The sequence below is a fragment of the Limnohabitans sp. genome, from assembly GCF_017848645.1.
In the GTDB taxonomy this organism is placed as follows: domain Bacteria; phylum Pseudomonadota; class Gammaproteobacteria; order Burkholderiales; family Burkholderiaceae_C; genus Limnohabitans_A.
This window is the reverse complement of record NZ_JAFEIF010000002.1, coordinates 1-20,669: the sequence shown is the minus strand read 5'-3', so window position 1 is coordinate 20,669 and position 20,669 is coordinate 1. Positions and strand designations below refer to the sequence as shown.

The following is a 20,669-nucleotide window of genomic DNA, read 5'->3' as shown; positions in this document are numbered from 1 at the left end:
GGGAAAGCACTCAAAATAAATCTGAACGCCACCCGAAATCAACATGCCACTGCCCCGCCCCCGCACACCGAGCACGGTCACGTCCAGCCCCAAACGCAGCGCTGTCTTCAAGGCGCTGGACGCGCCCGACTTCAACCAAGCCTGGACCGTGAACTCGGCGCTGACGCCACGCTCGACCCAAGCGCTGCACAGCGTGGGCGTGCTGCGCACCTGGACCGATGGCCAGGTCTTGCTCAGCCGGGGCCAACCCACCTCGGCGGCATGGATGGTCGTCAGTGGACGCGTACGCATCAGCGTGATCACACCTGAAGGCGAGGAACAATTGCTGCGCTGGATGCTGCCCGGTGAAATCGCAGGGCTGAGTTCGGTGTTTGCAGAAGCCACCAACCCCGCCGACCTAGTCTCTCATGGCTTGACACAGGTCTTGCACATCGAACGCGCCCGATTGATTGAGCTGATTGGTCGCGACTCTGTGGTAGCGCTGGACCTGCTGCGCATCCTGGGTCTGCGCATCAACCAACTGTTTGACACCTTGGCCGACCAAGGCATGCACAGCCTGGAGCAGCGCGTGTGGGCCGCGCTGGAGCGGATCGCCAAATTCAACAGCGTCAAGGTGGCCGACGGCGTGATGCTGCGCGTGAGCCAGTCCGACCTGGCGCAAGCCGCCTCGGCCTCGCGCCAGCGCGTGAACCAGCAACTGCGGCAGTTTCAGGATCAAGGCCTGATCCGATTGGGTTACCGCAACATCGTGCTGCTGCGCAAGTGAGGCTGGCCGTCAGAAATGACCCGTGAAGCGGTAGCGCGAAGCGGGATGCCACAACATGGCCACCGATGCCACTTGCCCCATAGATTGAGTTTGCCGATGCAAAACCAGGCACGGTTCAGTGGCGGGAATGTTCAGCATTTCCGTGATGTGTACGGGCGGCAAGCAAGCTTCAATGTCAAACCGCACGCCTTGCAAAGGCGCTGTGCGCATGAGGTAGGCATTGGGCGTCAAGCTGCTGAAGTCTTGCGACATGTAATCCGGTGCCACACTGGGGTTGACATGCCGATCCTCTACCTGGATCGGCTGGTCATTTTCAAAGTGAACGACCACAGAGTGAAACACCATTTGGCTGGACTTCAAGCCAAATTTTCGGCCCAACACATCACCGACTTTCACACGTTCGAGGCAGTGAAGCTCGCTGCGGTGCTGATGACCACGACCGGCGATCTCATCCGCAATGTTTCGAATTTCAACCAGCGTTGATTGGTATTTGTGTTGCGCTACGTAAGTTCCTGAGCCTTGAATGCGCTTGACGATTTGCTCGTCTGACAACTCCCTGATGGCCCGGTTGACCGTCATGCGCGAGACACCAAATTGACGTGCCAGGCTTTCTTCAGCAGGTATGGCGTCACCATCTGTCCATGCGCCATCACGAATCTTGGACAAAACATGCGCCTTGATGGCCTGATAGGCGGGTTGGCGTTTGGTTGGCAGAGTTGTTTTGGGCATTTTTTAGGTGTTTTCCCGCGGTTGCTGTGTTGAGCATTGACACGAATCTTAGCGCTAACTACATTCTGGCTTGCAGAGTTGTATAGACAATATTTTCTTAAATCATTCATTTGTCTATACAAACATGCAATTTAACAAGTTTTGAAAAGTCGACTTCAAAGCAACGCCATCACCCGAAAGGACTTGACCATGAAATTCCGCACTGCCCGTTTTTCCTTAATGACCGTCGCTGCTGCGGTGGCGCTGTCTACTTCACCTGCTTGGGCCCAGCTCAAGATGGGTTTCAACGTCCCATTGACGGGTTTTGCTGCCGCCGACGGTAAATCGGCGCTGGAGGGTGCCAAGCTGGCCGTTGAACAGGCCAACGCCAAGGGCGGCGTGGCTGGCCAGAAGATTGAGTTGGTTGTCTATGACGACCAAGCCGTCGCGAAAGAGGCGGTGCCCTCTGCCACCAAAATGGTTGAAAAAGACCAAGTCGTTGTGGCTGTATCGGGCTCGTATTCCGGCTCCACGCGAGCTGCTGCGTCGATTTTTCAGAATGCCAAGATACCTTATGTCGTGGCGTATGCCATCCACCCTGACATCACACTGGCCGGCGACTACATGTTCCGTGTTTCGTCCATGGGCGAAGTCCAGGGTCGCGGGGGTGCCAAGCTGGTTCAGAACCTGGGCAAGAAGCGCACAGTACTGATCACTGTGAAGAACGACTTCGGTCAAGCCCTGGCTGCTGGCTTTAAGGACGCGGCCCCCAAGCTGGGCATCAATATCGTCAATGAATACGAATACGCGATGCCCGATCGGCAGTTTGGTGCCCTGGTGAGCAAGGTGAAATCCGACAACCCTGAAGTGATCTATGCCTCGGGTTACTTCTTCAACGCCGGACCTCTGGTCAGCCAGCTGCGTGCAGCCGGCATTACCGTTCCAATCATCGGCCAGGAAGGCTACGACTCGGACAAGTTCATCGAAATCGCTGGCGCTGCGTCTGAAGGCACGCTCATCACCACCTCGCTGGATCGCGACTCGACTGAGCCTGCGACCAAGGCATTCTTGGCTGACTACAGAAAGGCCACCAACGCAGGTGCCGACATGGTCGCTGCTTCGTCTTACACAGCCGTATCGGTGGCCATTGAAGGCTTGAAAAAGACAGGCGGAAAAGGCGGCGCTGCATTGCGCGATGCAATTGCTGCAGGCAACTACGACACGCCCATTGGCAAACTGGCCTTCAATGACCTGCACGAAGTGAAAAAAGACATCCAAGTGCAAATCGTCAAAGATAAAGCATTCCGCCGCCATTCCGTTATTTCAGACCCCGTGCTGCTGGCGCCTCCTACCAAAGCCAAATAAGCAAGGAACTGACCTATGCTCGCGATTGAACTCGTCGCGCAGGGCCTGATACAAGGCAGCATCTACGCCCTCGTGGCGTTGGGGCTGACCTTGGTTTACGGACTCTTGCGTATTCTTCATGTGGCGCACGCGGCGCTGTTCACGCTCGGTGGTTATGTCGGTGTGTTGGTGTGCAACGCGAGCGGGAGCTTGGCATTGGGCTTCTTGATTGCAGCCCTGGTGGCTGGCTTTGGTGGCGTGGCCATGTTTCGTCTGGCTTACCAACCCTTGCTGTCACAACCGCCTTATGTGGCGCTCATTGCATCGATCGGGTTGTTCATTGCGTCCGAGGAAGCTTTCCGAATCATCTTTGGTGCACAGGGCATGTCCTTCACCAATCCCGCCTTGCAACAACAACTTGTGCTCGGTTGGGGACTTCAATTCAAGTTGGCCGAGATACTGGTGATGGTCAGCACAGCCTCCATCATTGGTGTGCTCGCCTGGCTTCAGGCGCGCACCCGAATTGGTATTGCTTGCCAAGCCACTGTCTCTGACCCGCAGATGGCGCAATCGTTTGGAATTTCCTTGCTCAAAGTGCGCGACATCAACTTTTTCGTGGGCTCGGCTTTGGCGGGATTTGCGGGTGTTTGGGTGGCTCTTTTGAACAACTTGGTCGAACCCACCATGGGCAGCGTGCCATCTTACAAAGCCCTGGCGATCATCGTGCTGGGCGGGCTGGGCTCAGTGCCCGGCACGCTGGCGGCTGCACTGCTGCTCGGTGTCATTGAGGCTTTCGGAACCATTTATCTTGGCGACATTCTTGACCGCAATGCGATTGCGTTTGCCTTTTTGATTGCGGTGCTGATGGTGCGTCCTCAGGGCTTGTTTGCCCGCAGCTGACACAGAAGGACACACCATGAATTATGAAATTTCACTGATCACCACCATGGCCATTGCCGTGATGTTTGCACTCTCACTGAATTTGATCACAGGGTTTTGTGGTCAGATCAGTCTGGGGCATGCCACCTTTCAGGGCATCGGCGCTTATGCCGCTGCCATGCTGGGAAAAGCAGGATGGCCTTTTCTCACGACGCTGCCCGTATCCATGCTCCTGGCGGGTCTACTGGGGGTGATTGTTGGGCTGGCTTCGCTCCGGGTGCGTGCTGATTTCCTGGCCATCACAACGATGGGGGTGGGCTTTCTTTTTGTGGGCATTGTTCGTCAACAGGAATTCTTGGGCGGCGAGTTGGGTATTTCGTCCATCCCTGACCATGGACTGGGGCGTGTGGGCTTTATGTCCTTGGCTTTGTTCATGTGTGCGTGCGTTGCTGCGCTCAGTGTTTACATCAAGCGCAGTTGGATGGGGCGCGTCTTCAACGGTATCGCCGAAGACGAAGACACGATGCGGGTGCTGGGCGTTGACGTGCCGCGGTACAAGCTCGCAGCTTTCGCGATGGGCACCGCTCTTGCGGGCATGTCCGGTACTTTTTACACCTACCACCTGACCTTCATTGGCGCCGAAAGTTTTGGCTTTGTAGAGTCCATCACTGTTTTGTCCATGGTGGTTTTTGGTGGCATTGGCTCCGTGCCGGGTGTGATCATTGCAGCGGCATTGCTCTCCGTGCTGCCAGCCTGGTTTCAGGTGATTGGTGATTACAAATTGTTGGTGTACGGTGGATTGCTGTTTGTCATGATGCGATTTTCGCCAGGCGGTATGGCGGGTTTGGCGGCACGCTTTTTCCCGACAACGCCCTTGGGCAAGGGGGGTAAGCAGTGAACCATCCAACCTCCAGTACGCCACTGTTGCAAGTGAAAGGGGTCACCGTGCGTTTCGGTGGCTTGACTGCCGTAGACGATGTGTCCTTCGATGTGCACCAAGGTGATTTGTTGGGATTGATTGGCCCCAACGGAGCTGGCAAGACCACCATGATGCGCGCCATCATTGGCGTGGTGCAGCCGACCGTGGGCAGCGTTTTGCTGGGCGGCGAATCACTCAACGGCTTGCCTATCCACAAACGCATCCAAAAGGGGATGTCCTTGTCGCAGCAATTGGTGAGGCCATTGCGGGACATCAGCATCCAAGAAAACGTTGCTTTGGCCGCGGCCAGTGACAAGACCATCAGTCCTTTGCGGGCTTTGCTCAATGTCTCGACTGAGCGAGAACTGGCAATTGCCCAAACTGAATTGGCCCGTGTGGGTATTGCCAGCATGGCGACCCAAAGTCCTGGCATCCAGCCCCTGGGTGTTCTCAAACGTTTGGAGTTGGCGCGCGCGCTTGCCCTCAAACCCCGTCTGCTGCTCTTGGATGAGCCCTTGGCCGGCTTGAACTCTCAGGAAGCGCGTGCGCTGGCAACAACCATCGCCGAAATCAACCAGCAGGGTTTGACCATTGTGCTTATTGAACACAACTTGGGCGAAGTCATGAGAATTTGTCAACGCTTGGTTGTGCTCGACAACGGCAAAAAAATTGGCGATGGCGATCCGCGTGAGGTCATGGCTGATCCAGTCGTACGCGCTGCCTACCTTGGAGGAGATGCCTTGGGCGCCTCTGAAGCCCAGGGACATTCCACATTGGAGACGCAACGTGCTTGAGCTCACTTCGATATCTTGCGGCTACGGCGCATTTCAGGCCGTGCACAGCCTGTCCCTTTCCTTGAAGTCGGGCACCATCACGGGGCTTTTGGGTGCCAATGGTGCAGGCAAGTCCTCGACGCTCATGTGCATTGCTGGCCATGTGCATCAACAAGGTGGTGCCATCCATCTGGACGGACAAGACATTTCAAGGTTGGGTCCCACCGAGCGCGTGCGCAATGGCATTGCCATTTCTCCCGAAGGCCGTCGCTTGTTCAAAGACCTGACTGTCAAAGACAACCTTCGGGTTGGGGGCATGGTGCAATCCGCTCAGGTTTTTAACCATGACCGAGACCGTGTCCTTGCGTTATTTCCTCGCTTAGGCGAACGCCTGAACTCTTTGGCGGGCAACTTGTCGGGTGGCGAACAGCAAATGCTGGCCATTGGCCGCGCTCTGATGACGCGTCCCCGCCTGATCATGATCGATGAGTTGTCTTTGGGTTTGATGCCCAAGATCATTGATCTTTGTTACCAAGCGCTCATTCAACTCAGGCGCGATGGCATGACCGTCTTGCTCGTGGAGCAAAACACCGAGCGCGTCTTGAAAATTGCGGACCACATCTGTGTCTTGGAATCTGGCAGCACCGTGTGGCAAGGCAGCGCCGAAGCTGCCCGCAACGATCCCAAGTTGACAGAAGCCTATCTTGGCATGCACTGAAACTGCTTCGACACCTCAGGGCGATAAAGCGCCATTATTTTTGTTTGAACCGACCCTTTTGATGAAACCCCTTATTTTGAAACTCATTCCGGGTCACGTGACTTTGAACGACTGGTGCGCCATTTACCGAGGTGCCCAGCCTGTGCTGGACAGCGCCTGTGCCGCTGCCGTGCAAGCCAGTGCCGACAGCGTGGCCCGCATCGTGGCCAAAGGCGAGCCGGTGTACGGCATCAACACCGGCTTTGGCAAATTGGCGAGTGTGCGCATTCCAGCCGAAGACCTGGAAACCCTGCAGCGCAACATCGTGCTGTCGCACGCGGCGGGTGTGGGCGAAGCCACACCAGTGGCCATCACCCGTTTGATGATGGCCCTGAAAATCGCCAGTTTGGCCCAAGGTGCCTCGGGCATTCGCCCAGCCACCTTGGCTTTGCTCGAAGCCATGTTGACCCACGACATCATCCCCGTGGTGCCGGGTCAAGGATCGGTGGGCGCTTCGGGCGATTTGGCACCCCTGGCCCACATGACCGCCGTGATGATCGGCGTGGGCGATGCCGACACGCCCCAAGGCCGCATGCCCGCAGAACAGGCCCTGGCCAGCGCGGGCTTGGCTCCAGTGACCTTGGGCCCCAAAGAAGGCCTGGCGCTGCTCAACGGCACGCAGTTTTCAACCGCCCACGCCTTGGCGGGCTTGTTTGAAGCCGAGCGCTTGTTCCAGTCGGCCTTGCTCACCGGCGCCTTGGCCACCGATGCGGCCAAGGGCTCTGATGCGCCTTTTGATGCCCGCATCCACCGCTTGCGCAAGCACCGGGGACAGATCGCCACCGCAGAGGCTTTGCGCCAATTGCTCTTGGGCAGCGCCATCCGCGCCTCGCACCTGCAAGGCGATGAGCGGGTGCAAGACCCGTATTGCCTTCGCTGCCAACCGCAGGTCATGGGGGCCTGCCTCGATGTGCTGCACAACGCTGCCCAATTGCTGGAGACCGAAGCCAATGGGGTGTCCGATAACCCATTGATCTTCAGCGACACCGACGAGTCCCTGTCTGGCGGCAACTTCCATGCCGAACCGGTGGCCTTTGCCGCCGACATGATCGCCATGGCGATTTGCGAAATCGGCTCCTTGGCCGAGAGACGCATCGCGATGCTGGTGGACCCAGCACTGTCGGGGCTGCCCGCATTCCTCACACCCAAGCCGGGGCTCAATTCGGGCTTCATGATCCCGCAGGTCACAGCTGCGGCCTTGGTCTCAGAAAACAAACAACGCGCCTACCCGGCCAGTGTCGACTCGATCCCCACCTCGGCCAACCAGGAAGACCATGTGTCCATGGCCGCGCACGGTGCACGCCGCCTGCTGCCCATGGCCGACAACGCCATGGCGGTGATCGGCATCGAGTGGATGGCCGCTGCCCAAGGCTGCGACTTCCACGCGCCGCTCAAGACCAGTCAGGCCTTGGCCGCGGCGGTGACTTTGCTGCGCACGCGCGTGGCGCACCTGAGCGACGACCGCCACATCCAGCCCGACATGCAAGCGGCCATCGACATGGTCAAGAGTGGCGCACTGCTTGAGTGCGCCTCCACACTGAGCAACACAGCCCTGCCCGGCGTGCGCTGAACACCTTTGACACATCCATTTTTCATCTTCAAGGAGCCCACATGACCACAAATCTCGACCCCCGCCTGGACCCAACCCGAGTGGTGCGCGCACCGCGTGGCAGCACCTTGACCTGCAAAAACTGGGTCACCGAAGCCGCCTACCGCATGGTGCAAAACAACCTCGACCCGGAAGTGGCCGAAAACCCGCAAAGCTTGGTCGTGTACGGCGGCATTGGTCGTGCCGCGCGCGACTGGGCCTGCTTTGACCAGATCCTGGCTTCGCTCAAAGACCTGAACGAAGACGAGTCCTTGCTGATCCAGTCAGGCAAGCCGGTGGGCGTGTTCAAGACGCACGCCAACGCGCCGCGTGTGCTGATCGCCAACTCCAACCTGGTGCCCAAGTGGGCCAATTGGGAACACTTCAACGAACTCGACCGCAAGGGTCTATTCATGTACGGGCAAATGACAGCCGGCTCGTGGATTTACATCGGCACCCAGGGTATCGTGCAAGGCACGTTCGAGACCTTTGTGGAGGCTGGTCGCCAGCATTACAACAACAGCTGGACGGGCCGCTGGATCCTGACGGCCGGCCTGGGCGGCATGGGCGGCGCACAGCCCTTGGCTGCCACGCTGGCCGGGGCCTGCTCGCTCAACATCGAATGCCAGCAAAGCAGCATCGACTTCCGTTTGCGCACCCGCTATGTGGACAAGCAGGCCAAAGACCTGGACGAGGCCCTGGCCATGATCGCGCAGCACACCGCTGCCAAAGAGGCGATTTCAATTGCCTTGCTGGGCAATGCGGCAGACATCCTGCCCGAGCTGGTGCGTCGGGCGAAGGCCGGTGGCATGCGCCCCGATCTGGTGACCGACCAGACCTCGGCGCACGACCTGATCAACGGCTACCTGCCACCGGGCTGGACCGTGGCGCAGTGGAAAACCGCCCAACACGACCCCGCACAGCACGCCCGACTGAAAGCCGATGCCTCACAAGGCTGCGCCATCCAGGTGCAAGCCATGCTGGACTTCCAGACCATGGGCATCCCCACGGTGGATTACGGCAACAACATCCGCCAGGTGGCGTTTGACCATGGCGTGAAAAACGCCTTTGATTTCCCCGGCTTTGTGCCAGCCTACATCCGCCCCATGTTCTGCGAAGGCAAGGGCCCCTTCCGTTGGGTGGCCTTGTCGGGTGACCCAGAGGACATCTACAAAACCGACGCCAAGATCAAGGAACTGTTCCCGCACAACACGCACACGCACCGCTGGCTCGACATGGCGCGAGAACGCATCAGCTTTCAGGGCCTGCCCGCACGCATTTGCTGGCTGGGTCTGGGTGAGCGGCATCTGGCCGGTCTGGCCTTCAACGAGATGGTGCGCACGGGCGAATTGAAAGCCCCGATCGTGATCGGACGCGACCACTTGGACACCGGCTCGGTGGCCAGCCCCAACCGCGAGACCGAAGCCATGAAAGACGGCACCGACGCCGTGAGCGACTGGCCGCTGCTCAACGCCTTGCTCAACACCGCAGGGGGCGCCAGCTGGGTCAGCCTGCACCACGGCGGTGGCGTGGGCATGGGCTATTCACAACACTCGGGCATGGTCATCGTGGCCGACGGCACCGACGCCGCAGCCGAGCGCCTGGCGCGTGTGCTGGTCAACGACAGCGGCTCGGGCGTGATGCGCCACGCCGATGCGGGTTACGAACTGGCCGTGGCCACAGCCAAAAAGCAGGGTTTGAAACTGCCCATGGTCAAGTAAGGCTGGCGTGGTCCGATCCGAGGCATTCCAAAGGTCTGTGTTACTCAAACCCATGTCACTGCAAAGATTCAATGTGGCAGATTTGCCCGCCATGCCTTGGAAGAACGGTGGAGGCGTGACGCGAGAAATCGTCTGCCAGCCGTCCGGTGCCGACATGGGCAGTTTCGACTGGCGCGTGAGCATCGCGCACATCGAGAGTGACGGGCCGTTTTCTTCTTTTGTTGGCATCGACCGCGTCATCACGCTGCTCAGCGGCGGCGGTGTGCACTTGCACGGCGATGGCGGGCAGGTGGACCACTGTTTGGACACGCCATGGGAACCCTTCGCGTTTGCGGGTGAGGCGGCTATCCAAGCCCGTTTGTTGGCAGGCGACTGTCACGACTTCAACGTCATGACCCGGCGTGCTGTGTGCAGCGCATCGCTGCAGGTCTTGCGCAGCGCCTGCGATTGGCCTGTCGCGTCGCAGGGCTTGTTGATGGCGGTCCAGGGAAGCTGGAAGTTGGAAGGCCCAAGCACGCTGACGCTTTTGCCGCAAGAGGGCGTATGGTGGTCGGATGCGGACACGGCTTGGCGGCTGCGCCCGCAAAGCCCTGACGCGGCACTCTTGGCCTTGAAAATATCACATTGACCCTTTACTTCCATCGACCATGAAGGCTTCCATGACTCCTGTTGCTTGGCACAGTGCCGACGGCATTTGGCACCACCTGCACTTGGCACCTGAGGCCTTGGGCGCTGATGATTCGGGCGTGCCTGACGCGGCCATCGTGGTCGAGCAAGGGGCCATTGCTTGGGTGGGCGCGCACGCCGATTTGCCAGATGCTTACCGGCATCTGCCCACATTCGATGGCCAAGGGGCTTTGGTCACGCCAGGCCTCATCGACTGCCACACACACTTGGTTTACGGTGGCCAACGGGCCAACGAATTTGCCATGCGACTGGCTGGTGCCAGCTACGAAGAGGTGGCGCGGGCTGGGGGCGGTATTGTGTCCAGTGTCAAAGCCACACGTCTGGCGAGCGAAGAAGCCTTGTTCGACGCGGCCGTGCCCCGTTTGCAGGCTTTGCTGGCCGAAGGCGTTTGCGCCATCGAGATCAAATCAGGCTATGGCCTGAGCTTGGAGCACGAACGCAAACAGCTGCGCGTGGCTCGTCGTCTGGGCGATGTGTTTGACGTGACGGTGCGAACCACTTTTTTGGGGGCGCATGCCTTGCCGCCCGAATACGCCGGGCGCAGCGACGAATACATCCGTCTGGTTTGTGAAGAGATGCTGCCTGTGCTGGCCGCCGAAGGCCTGGTGGATGCGGTAGACGTTTTTTGCGAAACGATTGGCTTCTCACTGGCGCAGACCGAGCAGGTGTTTCAGGCTGCGCAAGCGCTGGGATTGCCGGTCAAGTTGCACGCCGAGCAGCTGTCTGACATGGGCGGCTCGGCGCTGGCGGCGCGTTACGGCGCTCTGTCGTGCGACCACATCGAACACCTGAGCGCCGCGGGCATCTCCGCCATGCGGCAAGCGGGCACGGTGGCGGTGCTCTTGCCAGGCGCTTATTACACGCTTCGCGACACGCACATGCCGCCCATTGCCGCACTTCGCGAGGCGGGTGTGCCCATGGCCGTGTCCACCGATCACAACCCCGGCACCTCGCCTGCTTTGAGTTTGTTGCTGATGCTCAACATGGCCTGCACCTTGTTCCGTTTGACGGTCCCCGAGGCGCTGGCGGGCGTGACGCGCCATGCCGCGCAGGCGCTGGGCCTGCAGGCCACGCATGGCCGCGTTGCGGTGGGCTGCCCCGCGAATTTTGTGCTGTGGCCTTTGGGTGATGTGGCCGAGCTGGCCTATTGGCTGGGCCAGCGTCCGGCCTGCAGCGTGGTGCGCCAGGGCCGTGTGGCGGTTGACGGTATGCAGGTGCAGCGGAGTGCAGCATGAACGAACAGAGTCTGTTTGCCGAACATGCTTTGTTGCCCTCGGGCTGGGCGTGTGATGTGCTTTTGTCTTGGAACAACCAGGGCGTGATAACGGCAGTGAAGGCGCAGGCCGTCTGTCCGGAAGCGACCCCCCGCGCCGCTGGCCCTTTGTTGCCGGGCATGCCCAATTTGCACTCGCATGCGTTTCAAAGGGCGTTTGGTGGCCTGACCGAATACCGGGGTGCTGCGCAAGACAGTTTTTGGAGTTGGCGCAGTCTGATGTACCGCTTCGCAGCGGCCATCACGCCCGAACAACTGGAGGCCATCGCAACAGGGCTCTATGTCGAGATGCTAGAGGCTGGCTACACCAGCGTGTGTGAATTTCATTATGTGCACCACGATCACGATGGACGCCCCTATGCCGATGACGCCGCCTTGTCGATGTGCCTGCTGCGAGCCGCTGCCCGCGCAGGCATGGGCCTGACTTTGTTGCCCGTGCTTTACCAGACCAGTGGCTTTGGCGCTGCCCCGCCCAGCGAGGGTCAGCGGCGCTTCATCCGCTCGACCGACAACATGCTGGCCTTGCTGCAAAAGCTCAAACCCTTGTGCGAAGCACAGGGCGCACGCTTGGGCTTGGCACCCCATTCTTTGCGCGCTGTGCCGCCAGACAGCTTGCGCGAAGCCCTGGCCGGTTTGCATGCCATGGATGCCACGGCCCCGTTGCACATCCACATTGCCGAGCAGACTGCCGAGGTCGATGCCTGCCTGGCATGGAGTGGACAGCGCCCGGTGCAGTGGCTGCTGGACCACGCCCCGGTGGATGCCCGCTGGTGCCTGGTGCATGCCACCCACATGAGCGCTGAAGAAAGTGCTCGCGCCGCCCGCACCGGCGCAGTGGCGGGCCTGTGCCCCAGCACCGAGGCGAATCTGGGCGATGGCATTTTTGATGCCCCCACCTGGCTGCAAGCCGGTGGGCGCTGGGGGGTGGGGTCGGACAGCCATGCTTGTGTCAATGCCGCCGAAGAGTTGATGCAGCTTGAATACAGCCAACGCCTAGCGACACGCCAGCGCAATGTGCTGGCCAGTGTGGCGCAGCCCTCGGTCGCTACATCCATGACACTGTCGGCTGTGGCAGGTGGCGCGCAGGCGAGTGCGCGCTCGGTGGCCGGCTTGGCTGTGGGTCAGCAGGCTGACATGGTGGTGCTGGACGCACAACACCCACTGCTGCGCGATCTGCCCACGCCCGATGCCATGTTGTCGGCGCATGTGTTTGCCAGCCACCGCCAATCGACCTTGCAGCAGGTGTGGGTGGCAGGTCGTGTACAGGTTCAATCGGGCCGCCACGTTTTGCACGACACGGCCTTGAATGGCTTAGTCACCGCACGTCAACAATTGCTGAAGAACACACCATGACTTTCCAGACCAACGAGCCCCCCTTCTGCTTTCGCCAAGGCACACGCCCTTTGCTTATCTCGATGCCGCATGTGGGCACGCATGTGCCGCCTGAATTGGCCGCGCGGTTCACCGACGAAGGCCAGCGCGTTCCCGACACCGACTGGCACCTGGAGCGCTTGTACGACTTTGCCGATGCGCTCGGTGCCTCGGTGCTGGTGGCCACGCATTCGCGTTTTGTGATCGATCTGAACCGCCCGCCAGACGGCGCAAGCCTGTACCCCGGGCAAAGCGTCACGGGCTTGTGCCCGGTTGACTTGTTCGATGACCAGCCGCTGTACCGCGACCCGGCCGATGCACCGAGTGAGGCCGAGATTGCCGCGCGACGCGAAGCCATTTGGCAGCCTTACCACGCACAACTGGCGCAAGAGCTGGCCCGCATGAAAGCCGCGCACGGTGTGGCGGCGCTGTGGGATGCACATTCCATACGCTCGGTGTTGCCTCGCTTTTTTGAAGGGGCCCTGCCCGACCTGAACCTGGGCACAGCCAACGGGGCCAGCTGCAGCCCTGTGCTGGCCGAGCAACTGCTGGCCATTGGCAAGCAAGCCACCGGCTACACAGCGGTCCTCAATGGCCGCTTCAAGGGCGGGCACATCACCCGCCAATACGGCAACCCGGCGCAAGGCGTGCACGCGGTACAGCTGGAAATGACGCAATGCAGCTACATGCAGGAAAGCTGGCCGTTTGATTACCTGCCCGAGATGGCAGCGGGCGTGCAGCCGCATGTAAGGCGCATGCTGGAGGCGGTGTTGGCGTTTGTGGAGACATGAGGCCGAGCCCACACACGGGCCATGGGTTCAGGACCCGTGGCGCATCAGCCTGTGACGGGCCGGTGCCTGCACATTGGCCCGATCTAAATCCCCACCGTAGTGCGCCATCACGCGGGGGTCCATCCACGCGAACCACAGGCGCGGCCAATACGCCACCGTGATCATGGTGGCGTAGCCCGCCGGCAATTGCGGCGCGGACTCGAAATGCCGCAAGGCTTGGTAGCGCCGGCTGGGGTGGGCGTGGTGGTCGGAATGCCTTTGCAGCTGGTAGAGCAAGAGGTTGCCCACCAGGTGGTTGCTGTTCCAAGAATGCTCGGGCTCGCAGCGCACGTAGCGGCCGCTGGCGTCTTTTTGCCTCAGCAAACCGTAGTGCTCCACGTAGTTCACCACCTCCAGCATCGAGGCCGCGTACACGGCCTGCAGCAGCAAAAAAGGCAGCACCACCCAGCCCTGCCACGCCACCAGCGCGCCAAACAAGAGCAGCGTCAGGGCCCAGGCCTGGAGGTTGTGGTTTTGCGGGTGCCACACGTTCAGGCCTTGTTTGTTCAAGCGCTCTTGCTCCAGCGCCCAAGCCGATTGCCAGCTTCCCGCAACCGAGCGCGGCAAAAAGGCCCAGAAACTTTCGCCCAAGCGGGCGCTGGCCGGGTCTTCGGGTGTGGCCACGCATTTGTGGTGGCCGCGGTTGTGCTCGACAAAAAAGTGCCCATACGCACTGGGCGCCAAAGCGATCTTGGACAACCACCGGTCCAGGCTTTCCTTTTTGTGGCCCAGCTCATGCGCGGTGCCGATGCCCACGCCGTTGATGGCGTCCACCGTGAACACCAAAGCGGCATAGCCCATCCAGGGCATCGGCTGCGTGACCGCCATCCAAGCCCCCAAGACCGTGCCCATCCATTGCAGGGGCACATAGGCCCACACCAAGGCGCGGTAAAACACGTCCCCGTCGAGTTGCGCCACCGCCGATTCGGGCGGGTTGCTGAAGTCTTCGCCAAACACCCGGTCGAGCAGGGGCAACAAGACATGGATGATGAGCGGGGCCAGCAACATGCACCACCACACACCTGTGCCAACGGCAGCCAGCATCGAGGCCGTGAAGATCAATGGTATGGCGGGGCTGAGCAGCCACCACCAGCGCTTGTCTTGCCAAGGTTGTTCGTGCGCGAGCGCAGGCGTGCTCATCTGCGCACCTGCAAACAACGCCCAACTGACCCCGCACCGAAGCCATGCCCCATGCCCGCTCTCCTCTTGGGCCATTCTGAATGACAGGCGCCTTGGGCGCACACCGTCCTAACCCTTATATTGGCAGCACTCAGCTTTTTTCGGGGCATGCATGGAATTTGATTACGTGATCGTGGGCGGTGGCTCGGCCGGTTGTGTGTTGGCTGGCCGCTTGAGCGAAGACCCCAGCGTGCAGGTAGCCCTGCTGGAGGCCGGGCCGCCAGACACCAGCGCGCTGATCCACTGCCCCGCAGGCATCGCGCTCATGGCCCGCGTGGACCTGGTGTCGCAAGGCCTGAACACCGTGCCGCAACCCGGCTTGAACGGCCGCATCGGTTTTCAGCCGCGCGGGCGCACGCTGGGCGGCTCCAGCTCGACCAATGCGATGGCCTACATCCGTGGCCAAGCCGTGGTTTACGACACCTGGGCCGACATGGGTTGCGCGGGTTGGTCTTGGGCCGAGGTCTTGCCCTACTTTCTGAAGGCCGAGCACAACGAGCGCATCCACAACGAGTGGCATGGCCAACACGGCCCCTTGAACGTGGCCGACCTGCAAAGCCCCAACGTGTTTTCACAGCGCTTCGTCGAGGCGGGCGTGCAAGCGGGCCTGCCCCACACCACCGACTTCAACGGCCCATCGCAAGAAGGCGTTGGCCTGTACCAAGTCACGCAGAAAGCTGGCGAGCGCTTCAGCGCGGCCAAGGCTTACCTCACGCCGAATCGGGGTCGATCCAATTTGCATGTGATGACGGGCGTGACGGTGGACCGCATTGGCCTGGTGGATGGCATGGCGAGACAGGTGCATGCCTTGCAGGGCCGTCAAGCACGCACCGTGACCGCCCGGCGCGAAATCATTGTGAGCGCAGGCGCTTTTCAATCGCCCGCCATCCTCATGCGTTCAGGCATTGGGCCTGCTGCGCATTTGCAAAGCCTGGGCATTGAGGTGCTGCACAACTTGCCCGGCGTGGGCGAGAACCTGCACGACCACCCCGACGTGGTGCTCGTGGCCGATGCGCCGGGCCAGACCGATTTGATCGGTGTGTCCCCCAAAGGCGCTTGGCACACCTTGCAGGCCCTGTGGGATTGGCGTCAACACCGAAAGGGACGCCTGACCACCAACTTCGCCGAAGGCGGCGCGTTTTACAAAAGCCGGCCCAGTGAGGCGCACCCGGACATTCAGCTGCACTTTGTGGTGGCCAAACTCGTGGACCATGGCCGCCAACTCACGCTGGGGCACGGCTACTCTTTGCATGTGTGTTTGTTGCAACCCGACAGCCGAGGTCGTGTGCAATTGACCGACCGCAACCCGAACAGCGCACCGCTGATTGACCCGCAGTTTTTGAGCGACCCGCGCGACCTGCAGCGCTTGCGCGACGGCGTTCGTCAAGCTCAAAACATTCTGGCCCAGCCCGCTTTGGCCGCGCATGGCAAGGAGTGGGCAGCTTCGGCCGATGCCCGCACCGACGAACATCTCGACCACTGGATTCGCCAACACGCCGACACGGTCTACCACCCCGTGGGCACCTGCCGCATGGGGCAGGACAACATGGCGGTGGTGGATGCGCAACTGCGCGTGCACGGCGTGCCGGGCCTGCGCGTGGTGGACGCGTCCGTCATGCCGCGCATTGTGAGCGGCAACACCAATGCGCCAACGATCATGCTGGCGGAGAAGGCCGCCGACATGATTCGGCAAGCCACCCAGGCATGAAAAAGCGCCCGCAGGCGATTTGAGCGATGCCCCATGGCAGCGCCAGGGCTCCCCGCAGGGGCGATGTGGCAAAGCGAAGCGCCTCTGAGCCCCTGCGGGGAGCCCTGGCGCTGCCTGCCCGTTCAGATCACTTCTTCTTGGCCACCACCCGCACCATCTCCAGGCACTGCTTGGCATAACCCCACTCGTTGTCGTACCAGGCCACGATCTTGACGAAGCTCTTGTCGAGCGCAATGCCCGCGGTCGCGTCGAACACGCTGGCGCAAGGCTCGCCACGGAAATCGGTGGAGACGACTTTTTCGTCGGTGTAACCCAGCACACCTTTGAGGGCGCCTTCGCTTTGCGCTTTCATTTCGGCGCAGATTTCGGCGTAGCTGGCGTCGCTGTTCAACTCCACCGTGAGGTCAATCACCGACACGTCAGAGGTCGGCACGCGGAAGGCCATGCCGGTGATCTTGCCCTTGATCTCGGGGATCACCACGCCCACGGCCTTGGCTGCGCCCGTGCTGCTGGGGATGATGTTTTCCAGGATGCCACGGCCGCCGCGCCAGTCTTTGCGGGATGAGCCGTCCACCGTCATTTGGCTGGCGGTGGCGGCGTGCACCGTGGTCATCAGGCCGCGCTTGATGCCCCATTTGTCATTGAGCACCTTGACCACGGGGGCCAGGCAGTTGGTGGTGCATGAGGCGTTGGAGATGATGGCTTCGCCCGCGTACTTCTTGTGGTTCACGCCATAAACGAACATCGGGATGCTGTCTTTGGACGGGGCAGAGATCACAACCTTTTTGGCACCCGCCACGATGTGCATTTGACTGGTGGGCTCGGTCAGGTAGTGGCCTGTGCATTCCAGCACGGTGTGCACGCCCATCTCGCCCCAGCGCAGGTTGTGCGCGTCTCGCTCGTGCGAGAGCTTGATTTTTTTGCCGTTGACGATGAGTGTGTCTTCGGTGAAGTCCACCGTGCCATCAAAGCGGCCGTGCACGCTGTCGTACTTGAGCATGTAGGCCAGGTAGTCGGCGGGCTTGGGGTCGTTGATGCCGACGATCTGGATGTCGTCGTAGCCATGTTTGAGTGCGGCGCGCAGTGCCAGACGGCCAATGCGGCCGAATCCGTTGATACCCAACTTGATGGTCATGGTGAGAGCCTCGGGAGAAAAGTTACTAAACGGTTACGTAACCAGATTTGAAATCAAATCCCTTGCATGGGCCTGATCCCTGAACGCACTTCAGCGCTGGGCCCAACCCATGGCGCTGAAGCGGTTCATCCGGCGGGCCTGAATCAGGCCTTGAGCAGCGCCGCGTGGACGGTGTCGGCCACGTTTTCGGCGGTGAAGCCGAAGTGTTTGAACAGCACAGGCGCAGGGGCCGATTCGCCGTAGGTGTCGATGCCGACCACGGCGGCGCAGCCGTATTTCCACCAGCCGTCGGTGGAGCCCATCTCGACCGCCACGCGGGGCAGGCCTTTGGGCAGCACGCTTTGCTTGTATTCGGTGTCTTGGCGGTCAAACACGTTGGTGCTGGGCATGGAGACCACGCGCACACCGATCTTGCGTTCGGCCAGCAGCTTTTGCGCGGCCAGGGCCAGTTGCACTTCAGAGCCGGTAGCGATGATCACGCCGTGGGTCTTCTTGATGCCGACGTGCTCAGGCTCGGACAGCACATACGCGCCACGGCTGATGTCGCCCAGATCGCTCTTGGGCGAATAGGCCAGGTTTTGACGGCTGAGCAGCAGGGCCGATGGGCGGTTGGCGTTTTGCAGGGCCACGGCCCAGGCCACAGTGGTTTCGGCCGTGTCGGCAGGACGCCACACGTCCAGGCCAGGGATCAAGCGCAGGCTGGCCGCGTGCTCGATGGACTGGTGGGTCGGGCCGTCTTCGCCCAAGCCAATGGAGTCGTGGGTGAAGACGTGGATCACGCGCTGCTTCATCAGCGCGGCCATGCGGATGGCGTTGCGTGAATAGTCTGAGAAGGTCAGGAAAGTGCCGCCGTAGGGGATGTAGCCGCCGTGCAGGGCCACGCCGTTCATGATGGCGGCCATGCCGAATTCGCGCACGCCGTAGTTGATGTGGCGGCCGATTTTCCCGTCTTCGGTTTTGACCACATCGCCAGCCAGGTCCACGCGGAAAGCGGGGGTGCTCTTGGTGTTGGTCAGGTTGGAGCCCGTGAGGTCGGCCGAGCCACCCAGCATTTCGGGCAAGGCAGCCGTGAAGGCTTCCAGCGCCAGCTGGCTGGCCTTGCGGCTGGCCACGGTCTCACCCTTGGTGTGGGCAGCGACCACGGCGTCAAACGCCACTTGGTTGAAGTTCTTGGGCAAGTCGCCTTTCATACGGCGCACAAACTCTTTGGCTTGTGCGGGGAAGGCGGCTTTGTAAGCGGCAAAAGCGGTGTTCCACTCGGCTTCGCGGGCTTTGCCAGCGGCCTTGGCGTCCCAGTCGGCATAGACCGCTTTGGGGATCTTGAAGGGTTCGGCCGTCCAGCCCAGGGCTTCGCGGGTGAGCTTGATTTCTTCAGCACCCAGTGGCTCGCCGTGGGCTTTGGAGGTGCCAGCACGGTTGGGCGAGCCTTTGCCGATGGCGGTCTTGCAGACGATCAGGGTGGGTTTGTCTGCGCTGTGCTTGGCACTGGCAATCGCGGCCGACACGGCAGCGGCGTCGTGGCCGTCCACGGCGTCGATCACGTTCCAGCCACAAGCGGCAAAGCGCTGGGGCGTATTGTCGATGAACCAGGGGGCGACCTGGCCGTCGATGGAGATGCCGTTGTCGTCGTAGAGAGCAATCAGCTTGTTCAGCTTCCAGGCACCGGCCAAGGCCACGGCTTCGTGGCTGATGCCTTCCATCAGGCAGCCGTCACCCAGGAACACGTAGGTGTGGTGAGAGACGATCTTGTGGCCTTCTTGGTTGAACTCGGCGGCCAGCATTTTTTCGGCCAGCGCCATGCCCACGGCGTTGGTGATGCCTTGGCCCAGGGGGCCGGTGGTGGTTTCGACGCCGGGGGTCACGCCCACTTCGGGGTGACCAGCGGTTTTGCTGTGCAGGGTGCGGAAGTTCTTCAGCTCGTCAATCGGCAGCTTGTAGCCGGTCAGGTGCAGAACCGAATAAATCAGCATGGAGCCGTGGCCGTTGGACAGCACAAAGCGGTCGCGGTTGGCCCAGTGCGGGTTGGTGGGGTTGTGCTGCAGGTGATCGCCCCACAACGCCACGGCCATGTCGGCCATGCCCATGGGGGCGCCGGGGTGACCGGAGTTGGCTTGTTGAACGGCGTCCATTGCGAGCGCGCGGATGGCGTTCGCCATGTGTTGTGTGTTGGCCATGGGGGTCAGCTCCGGGGAAGTATTCTGGTAAACCCGAGATTTTAGCGGTTGTCGGGCACGCACCCGCCGCCGCACGATGCCCGTAGCCACGGCCCCAAGCGTGCATGGCGCAGGCCACCCGCCATGCCAGAGGCCTCGCCATTGGAAGCCCGCCCCGCCAGTCCTCGGGGAGAGCCGTGATCAGCCTTGGGCCACCGACAAAGCCAACACCAGATCGGCCCAGGCCTTGGCCTTGTCGGCCGGGGTTCGCAGCAAGCTCGACGGGGGGTAAGTCACCACCACCGGCACGCCCTGGAAGTCGTGCAAACGACCGCGCAGTTTGCCCATGGGCTCGGTGCTGCCCAGCAGGGTCTGGATGGCAAAACGGCCCATGGCCAAAATCACCCGGGGCTGTGCCAGCGCGACCTGGCGCGACAAATAGCCCGCGCAAATCGCCAACTCGGCGGCCTCGGGGTTGCGCCCGTTCAGGGGGCGGCATTTGACGGCGTGGGTCAGGCAGGCCTCGGGCATATCAGCGCTGCCAGATGAGCCCTGGCGGCGCACGCCCACGGCCTTGAGCATGTTGTCGAGCAGCACGCCTTCCGGCCCGGTGAAGGGTTGGCCCTGCTGCGCATCGGTGTCCGAAGGCAAATCGCCCACCACCATCCAGCGGGCTGTGCCCTGGCCCGAGCCCAAAACTGGCGTTTGGCGTGCAGCGCACAGGCCGCACGACTGGCAGGTTTGCACGGCCGTTTGCAGCTCGGCCCAGCCCATGCTGGACAGGCCCTCAGGCAAGGGCGAGAACACTTGGCCTTGGCCTTGGCCCTGGGCCTGCACCGGGGCGGGTGCGGGTGTGGGTGCTGTGGCCACAACAGGCT

The 20,669-nt window shown here is 61.3% G+C and carries 18 protein-coding genes; 13 read left to right on the top strand and 5 right to left on the bottom strand.

Annotation, left to right across the window (positions count from 1 at the left end; translation table 11 throughout):
• Positions 1–43: 43 nt before the first annotated feature.
• Positions 44–766, top strand: a complete 723-nt coding sequence (locus QZ190_RS00200) for a Crp/Fnr family transcriptional regulator (RefSeq protein WP_291912117.1) — start codon at positions 44–46, stop codon at positions 764–766.
• Between the two features lie 9 nt (positions 767–775).
• Here QZ190_RS00200 and hutC read toward each other — a convergent pair whose 3' ends face one another.
• Positions 776–1,495 carry a histidine utilization repressor gene (gene hutC, locus QZ190_RS00195; protein ID WP_291912114.1) on the bottom strand — a complete coding sequence of 240 codons (720 nt, stop codon included), beginning with the start codon at positions 1,493–1,495 and terminating at the stop codon, positions 776–778.
• A 189-nt stretch (positions 1,496–1,684) separates the two neighbouring features.
• Here hutC and QZ190_RS00190 point away from each other — a divergent pair, with 189 nt between their 5' ends.
• The 11 genes from QZ190_RS00190 to hutG all read left to right on the top strand — a co-directional run bounded on the left by QZ190_RS00190 (position 1,685) and on the right by hutG (position 13,577).
• The gene (locus tag QZ190_RS00190; RefSeq protein WP_291912112.1) at positions 1,685–2,839 is read left to right on the top strand and encodes an ABC transporter substrate-binding protein; all 1,155 of its coding nucleotides are present in this window, start codon (positions 1,685–1,687) and stop codon (positions 2,837–2,839) included.
• A gap of 15 nt (positions 2,840–2,854) precedes the next feature.
• Entirely contained in the window at positions 2,855–3,718 is an 864-nt protein-coding gene (locus QZ190_RS00185) for a branched-chain amino acid ABC transporter permease (RefSeq protein ID WP_291912110.1), read from the top strand.
• Positions 3,719–3,734: 16 nt separating this feature from the next.
• Positions 3,735–4,595, top strand: a complete 861-nt coding sequence (locus QZ190_RS00180; RefSeq protein WP_291912264.1) for a branched-chain amino acid ABC transporter permease — start codon at positions 3,735–3,737, stop codon at positions 4,593–4,595.
• Complete coding sequence (locus tag QZ190_RS00175) at positions 4,592–5,410, top strand: ABC transporter ATP-binding protein (protein WP_367114212.1); 819 nt, start codon at positions 4,592–4,594, stop codon at positions 5,408–5,410. Before QZ190_RS00180 ends, QZ190_RS00175 begins: the two co-directional genes overlap by 4 nt.
• The gene (locus QZ190_RS00170; RefSeq protein WP_291912106.1) at positions 5,403–6,107 is read left to right on the top strand and encodes an ABC transporter ATP-binding protein; all 705 of its coding nucleotides are present in this window, start codon (positions 5,403–5,405) and stop codon (positions 6,105–6,107) included. Before QZ190_RS00175 ends, QZ190_RS00170 begins: the two co-directional genes overlap by 8 nt.
• Positions 6,108–6,168: 61 nt before the next feature.
• Complete coding sequence (gene hutH, locus QZ190_RS00165; protein WP_291912104.1) at positions 6,169–7,716, top strand: histidine ammonia-lyase; 1,548 nt, start codon at positions 6,169–6,171, stop codon at positions 7,714–7,716.
• Between the two features lie 41 nt (positions 7,717–7,757).
• Positions 7,758–9,455, top strand: a complete 1,698-nt coding sequence (gene hutU / locus QZ190_RS00160; protein WP_291912102.1) for a urocanate hydratase — start codon at positions 7,758–7,760, stop codon at positions 9,453–9,455.
• A gap of 52 nt (positions 9,456–9,507) precedes the next feature.
• Positions 9,508–10,083: a HutD family protein gene (locus tag QZ190_RS00155; RefSeq protein ID WP_291912100.1), complete on the top strand. Its 576-nt coding sequence runs from the start codon at positions 9,508–9,510 to the stop codon at positions 10,081–10,083.
• Between the two features lie 31 nt (positions 10,084–10,114).
• On the top strand, positions 10,115–11,377 hold the full coding sequence (gene hutI / locus QZ190_RS00150; protein ID WP_291912098.1) for an imidazolonepropionase: 1,263 nt from the start codon (positions 10,115–10,117) through the stop codon (positions 11,375–11,377).
• A complete protein-coding gene (locus QZ190_RS00145) occupies positions 11,374–12,768 on the top strand; it encodes a formimidoylglutamate deiminase (RefSeq protein WP_291912096.1) in 1,395 nt (464 codons plus the stop codon). Before hutI ends, QZ190_RS00145 begins: the two co-directional genes overlap by 4 nt.
• The gene (hutG, locus tag QZ190_RS00140; RefSeq protein WP_291912094.1) at positions 12,765–13,577 is read left to right on the top strand and encodes an N-formylglutamate deformylase; all 813 of its coding nucleotides are present in this window, start codon (positions 12,765–12,767) and stop codon (positions 13,575–13,577) included. The genes QZ190_RS00145 and hutG overlap by 4 nt, the downstream gene beginning before the upstream one ends.
• Positions 13,578–13,604: 27 nt before the next feature.
• On the opposite strand, the gene QZ190_RS00135 is transcribed toward hutG, so the two are convergent.
• Positions 13,605–14,756 (bottom strand): alkane 1-monooxygenase, encoded by a 1,152-nt coding sequence (locus tag QZ190_RS00135; protein WP_291912091.1) that lies wholly within the window; start codon positions 14,754–14,756, stop codon positions 13,605–13,607.
• A 151-nt stretch (positions 14,757–14,907) separates the two neighbouring features.
• Here QZ190_RS00135 and QZ190_RS00130 point away from each other — a divergent pair, with 151 nt between their 5' ends.
• Positions 14,908–16,503 (top strand): GMC family oxidoreductase, encoded by a 1,596-nt coding sequence (locus QZ190_RS00130; protein ID WP_291912089.1) that lies wholly within the window; start codon positions 14,908–14,910, stop codon positions 16,501–16,503.
• Between the two features lie 127 nt (positions 16,504–16,630).
• On the opposite strand, the gene gap is transcribed toward QZ190_RS00130, so the two are convergent.
• The 3 genes from gap to QZ190_RS00115 all read right to left on the bottom strand — a co-directional run.
• Positions 16,631–17,638 (bottom strand): type I glyceraldehyde-3-phosphate dehydrogenase, encoded by a 1,008-nt coding sequence (gene gap / locus QZ190_RS00125; RefSeq protein WP_291912087.1) that lies wholly within the window; start codon positions 17,636–17,638, stop codon positions 16,631–16,633.
• 143 nt (positions 17,639–17,781) lie between these two features.
• The gene (gene tkt / locus QZ190_RS00120) at positions 17,782–19,812 is read right to left on the bottom strand and encodes a transketolase (protein ID WP_291912085.1); all 2,031 of its coding nucleotides are present in this window, start codon (positions 19,810–19,812) and stop codon (positions 17,782–17,784) included.
• A gap of 180 nt (positions 19,813–19,992) precedes the next feature.
• Positions 19,993–20,669, bottom strand: a 677-nt coding sequence (locus QZ190_RS00115; protein WP_291912083.1) for a uracil-DNA glycosylase, incomplete at its 5' end; no start/stop codon positions are given.

Excerpts from the sequence above, each read along its gene's own strand:
- QZ190_RS00200 (WP_291912117.1), top strand. The coding sequence starts at position 44 with ATGCCACTGCCCCGCCCCCGCACACCGAGCACGGTCACGTCCAGCCCC.
- hutC (WP_291912114.1), bottom strand. The coding sequence starts at position 1,495 with ATGCCCAAAACAACTCTGCCAACCAAACGCCAACCCGCCTATCAGGCC.
- QZ190_RS00190 (WP_291912112.1), top strand. The coding sequence starts at position 1,685 with ATGAAATTCCGCACTGCCCGTTTTTCCTTAATGACCGTCGCTGCTGCG.
- QZ190_RS00185 (WP_291912110.1), top strand. The coding sequence starts at position 2,855 with ATGCTCGCGATTGAACTCGTCGCGCAGGGCCTGATACAAGGCAGCATC.
- QZ190_RS00180 (WP_291912264.1), top strand. The coding sequence starts at position 3,735 with ATGAATTATGAAATTTCACTGATCACCACCATGGCCATTGCCGTGATG.
- hutH (WP_291912104.1), top strand. The coding sequence starts at position 6,169 with ATGAAACCCCTTATTTTGAAACTCATTCCGGGTCACGTGACTTTGAAC.
- hutU (WP_291912102.1), top strand. The coding sequence starts at position 7,758 with ATGACCACAAATCTCGACCCCCGCCTGGACCCAACCCGAGTGGTGCGC.
- QZ190_RS00155 (WP_291912100.1), top strand. The coding sequence starts at position 9,508 with ATGTCACTGCAAAGATTCAATGTGGCAGATTTGCCCGCCATGCCTTGG.
- hutI (WP_291912098.1), top strand. The coding sequence starts at position 10,115 with ATGACTCCTGTTGCTTGGCACAGTGCCGACGGCATTTGGCACCACCTG.
- QZ190_RS00145 (WP_291912096.1), top strand. The coding sequence starts at position 11,374 with ATGAACGAACAGAGTCTGTTTGCCGAACATGCTTTGTTGCCCTCGGGC.
- hutG (WP_291912094.1), top strand. The coding sequence starts at position 12,765 with ATGACTTTCCAGACCAACGAGCCCCCCTTCTGCTTTCGCCAAGGCACA.
- QZ190_RS00135 (WP_291912091.1), bottom strand. The coding sequence starts at position 14,756 with ATGAGCACGCCTGCGCTCGCGCACGAACAACCTTGGCAAGACAAGCGC.
- QZ190_RS00130 (WP_291912089.1), top strand. The coding sequence starts at position 14,908 with ATGGAATTTGATTACGTGATCGTGGGCGGTGGCTCGGCCGGTTGTGTG.
- gap (WP_291912087.1), bottom strand. The coding sequence starts at position 17,638 with ATGACCATCAAGTTGGGTATCAACGGATTCGGCCGCATTGGCCGTCTG.
- tkt (WP_291912085.1), bottom strand. The coding sequence starts at position 19,812 with ATGGCCAACACACAACACATGGCGAACGCCATCCGCGCGCTCGCAATG.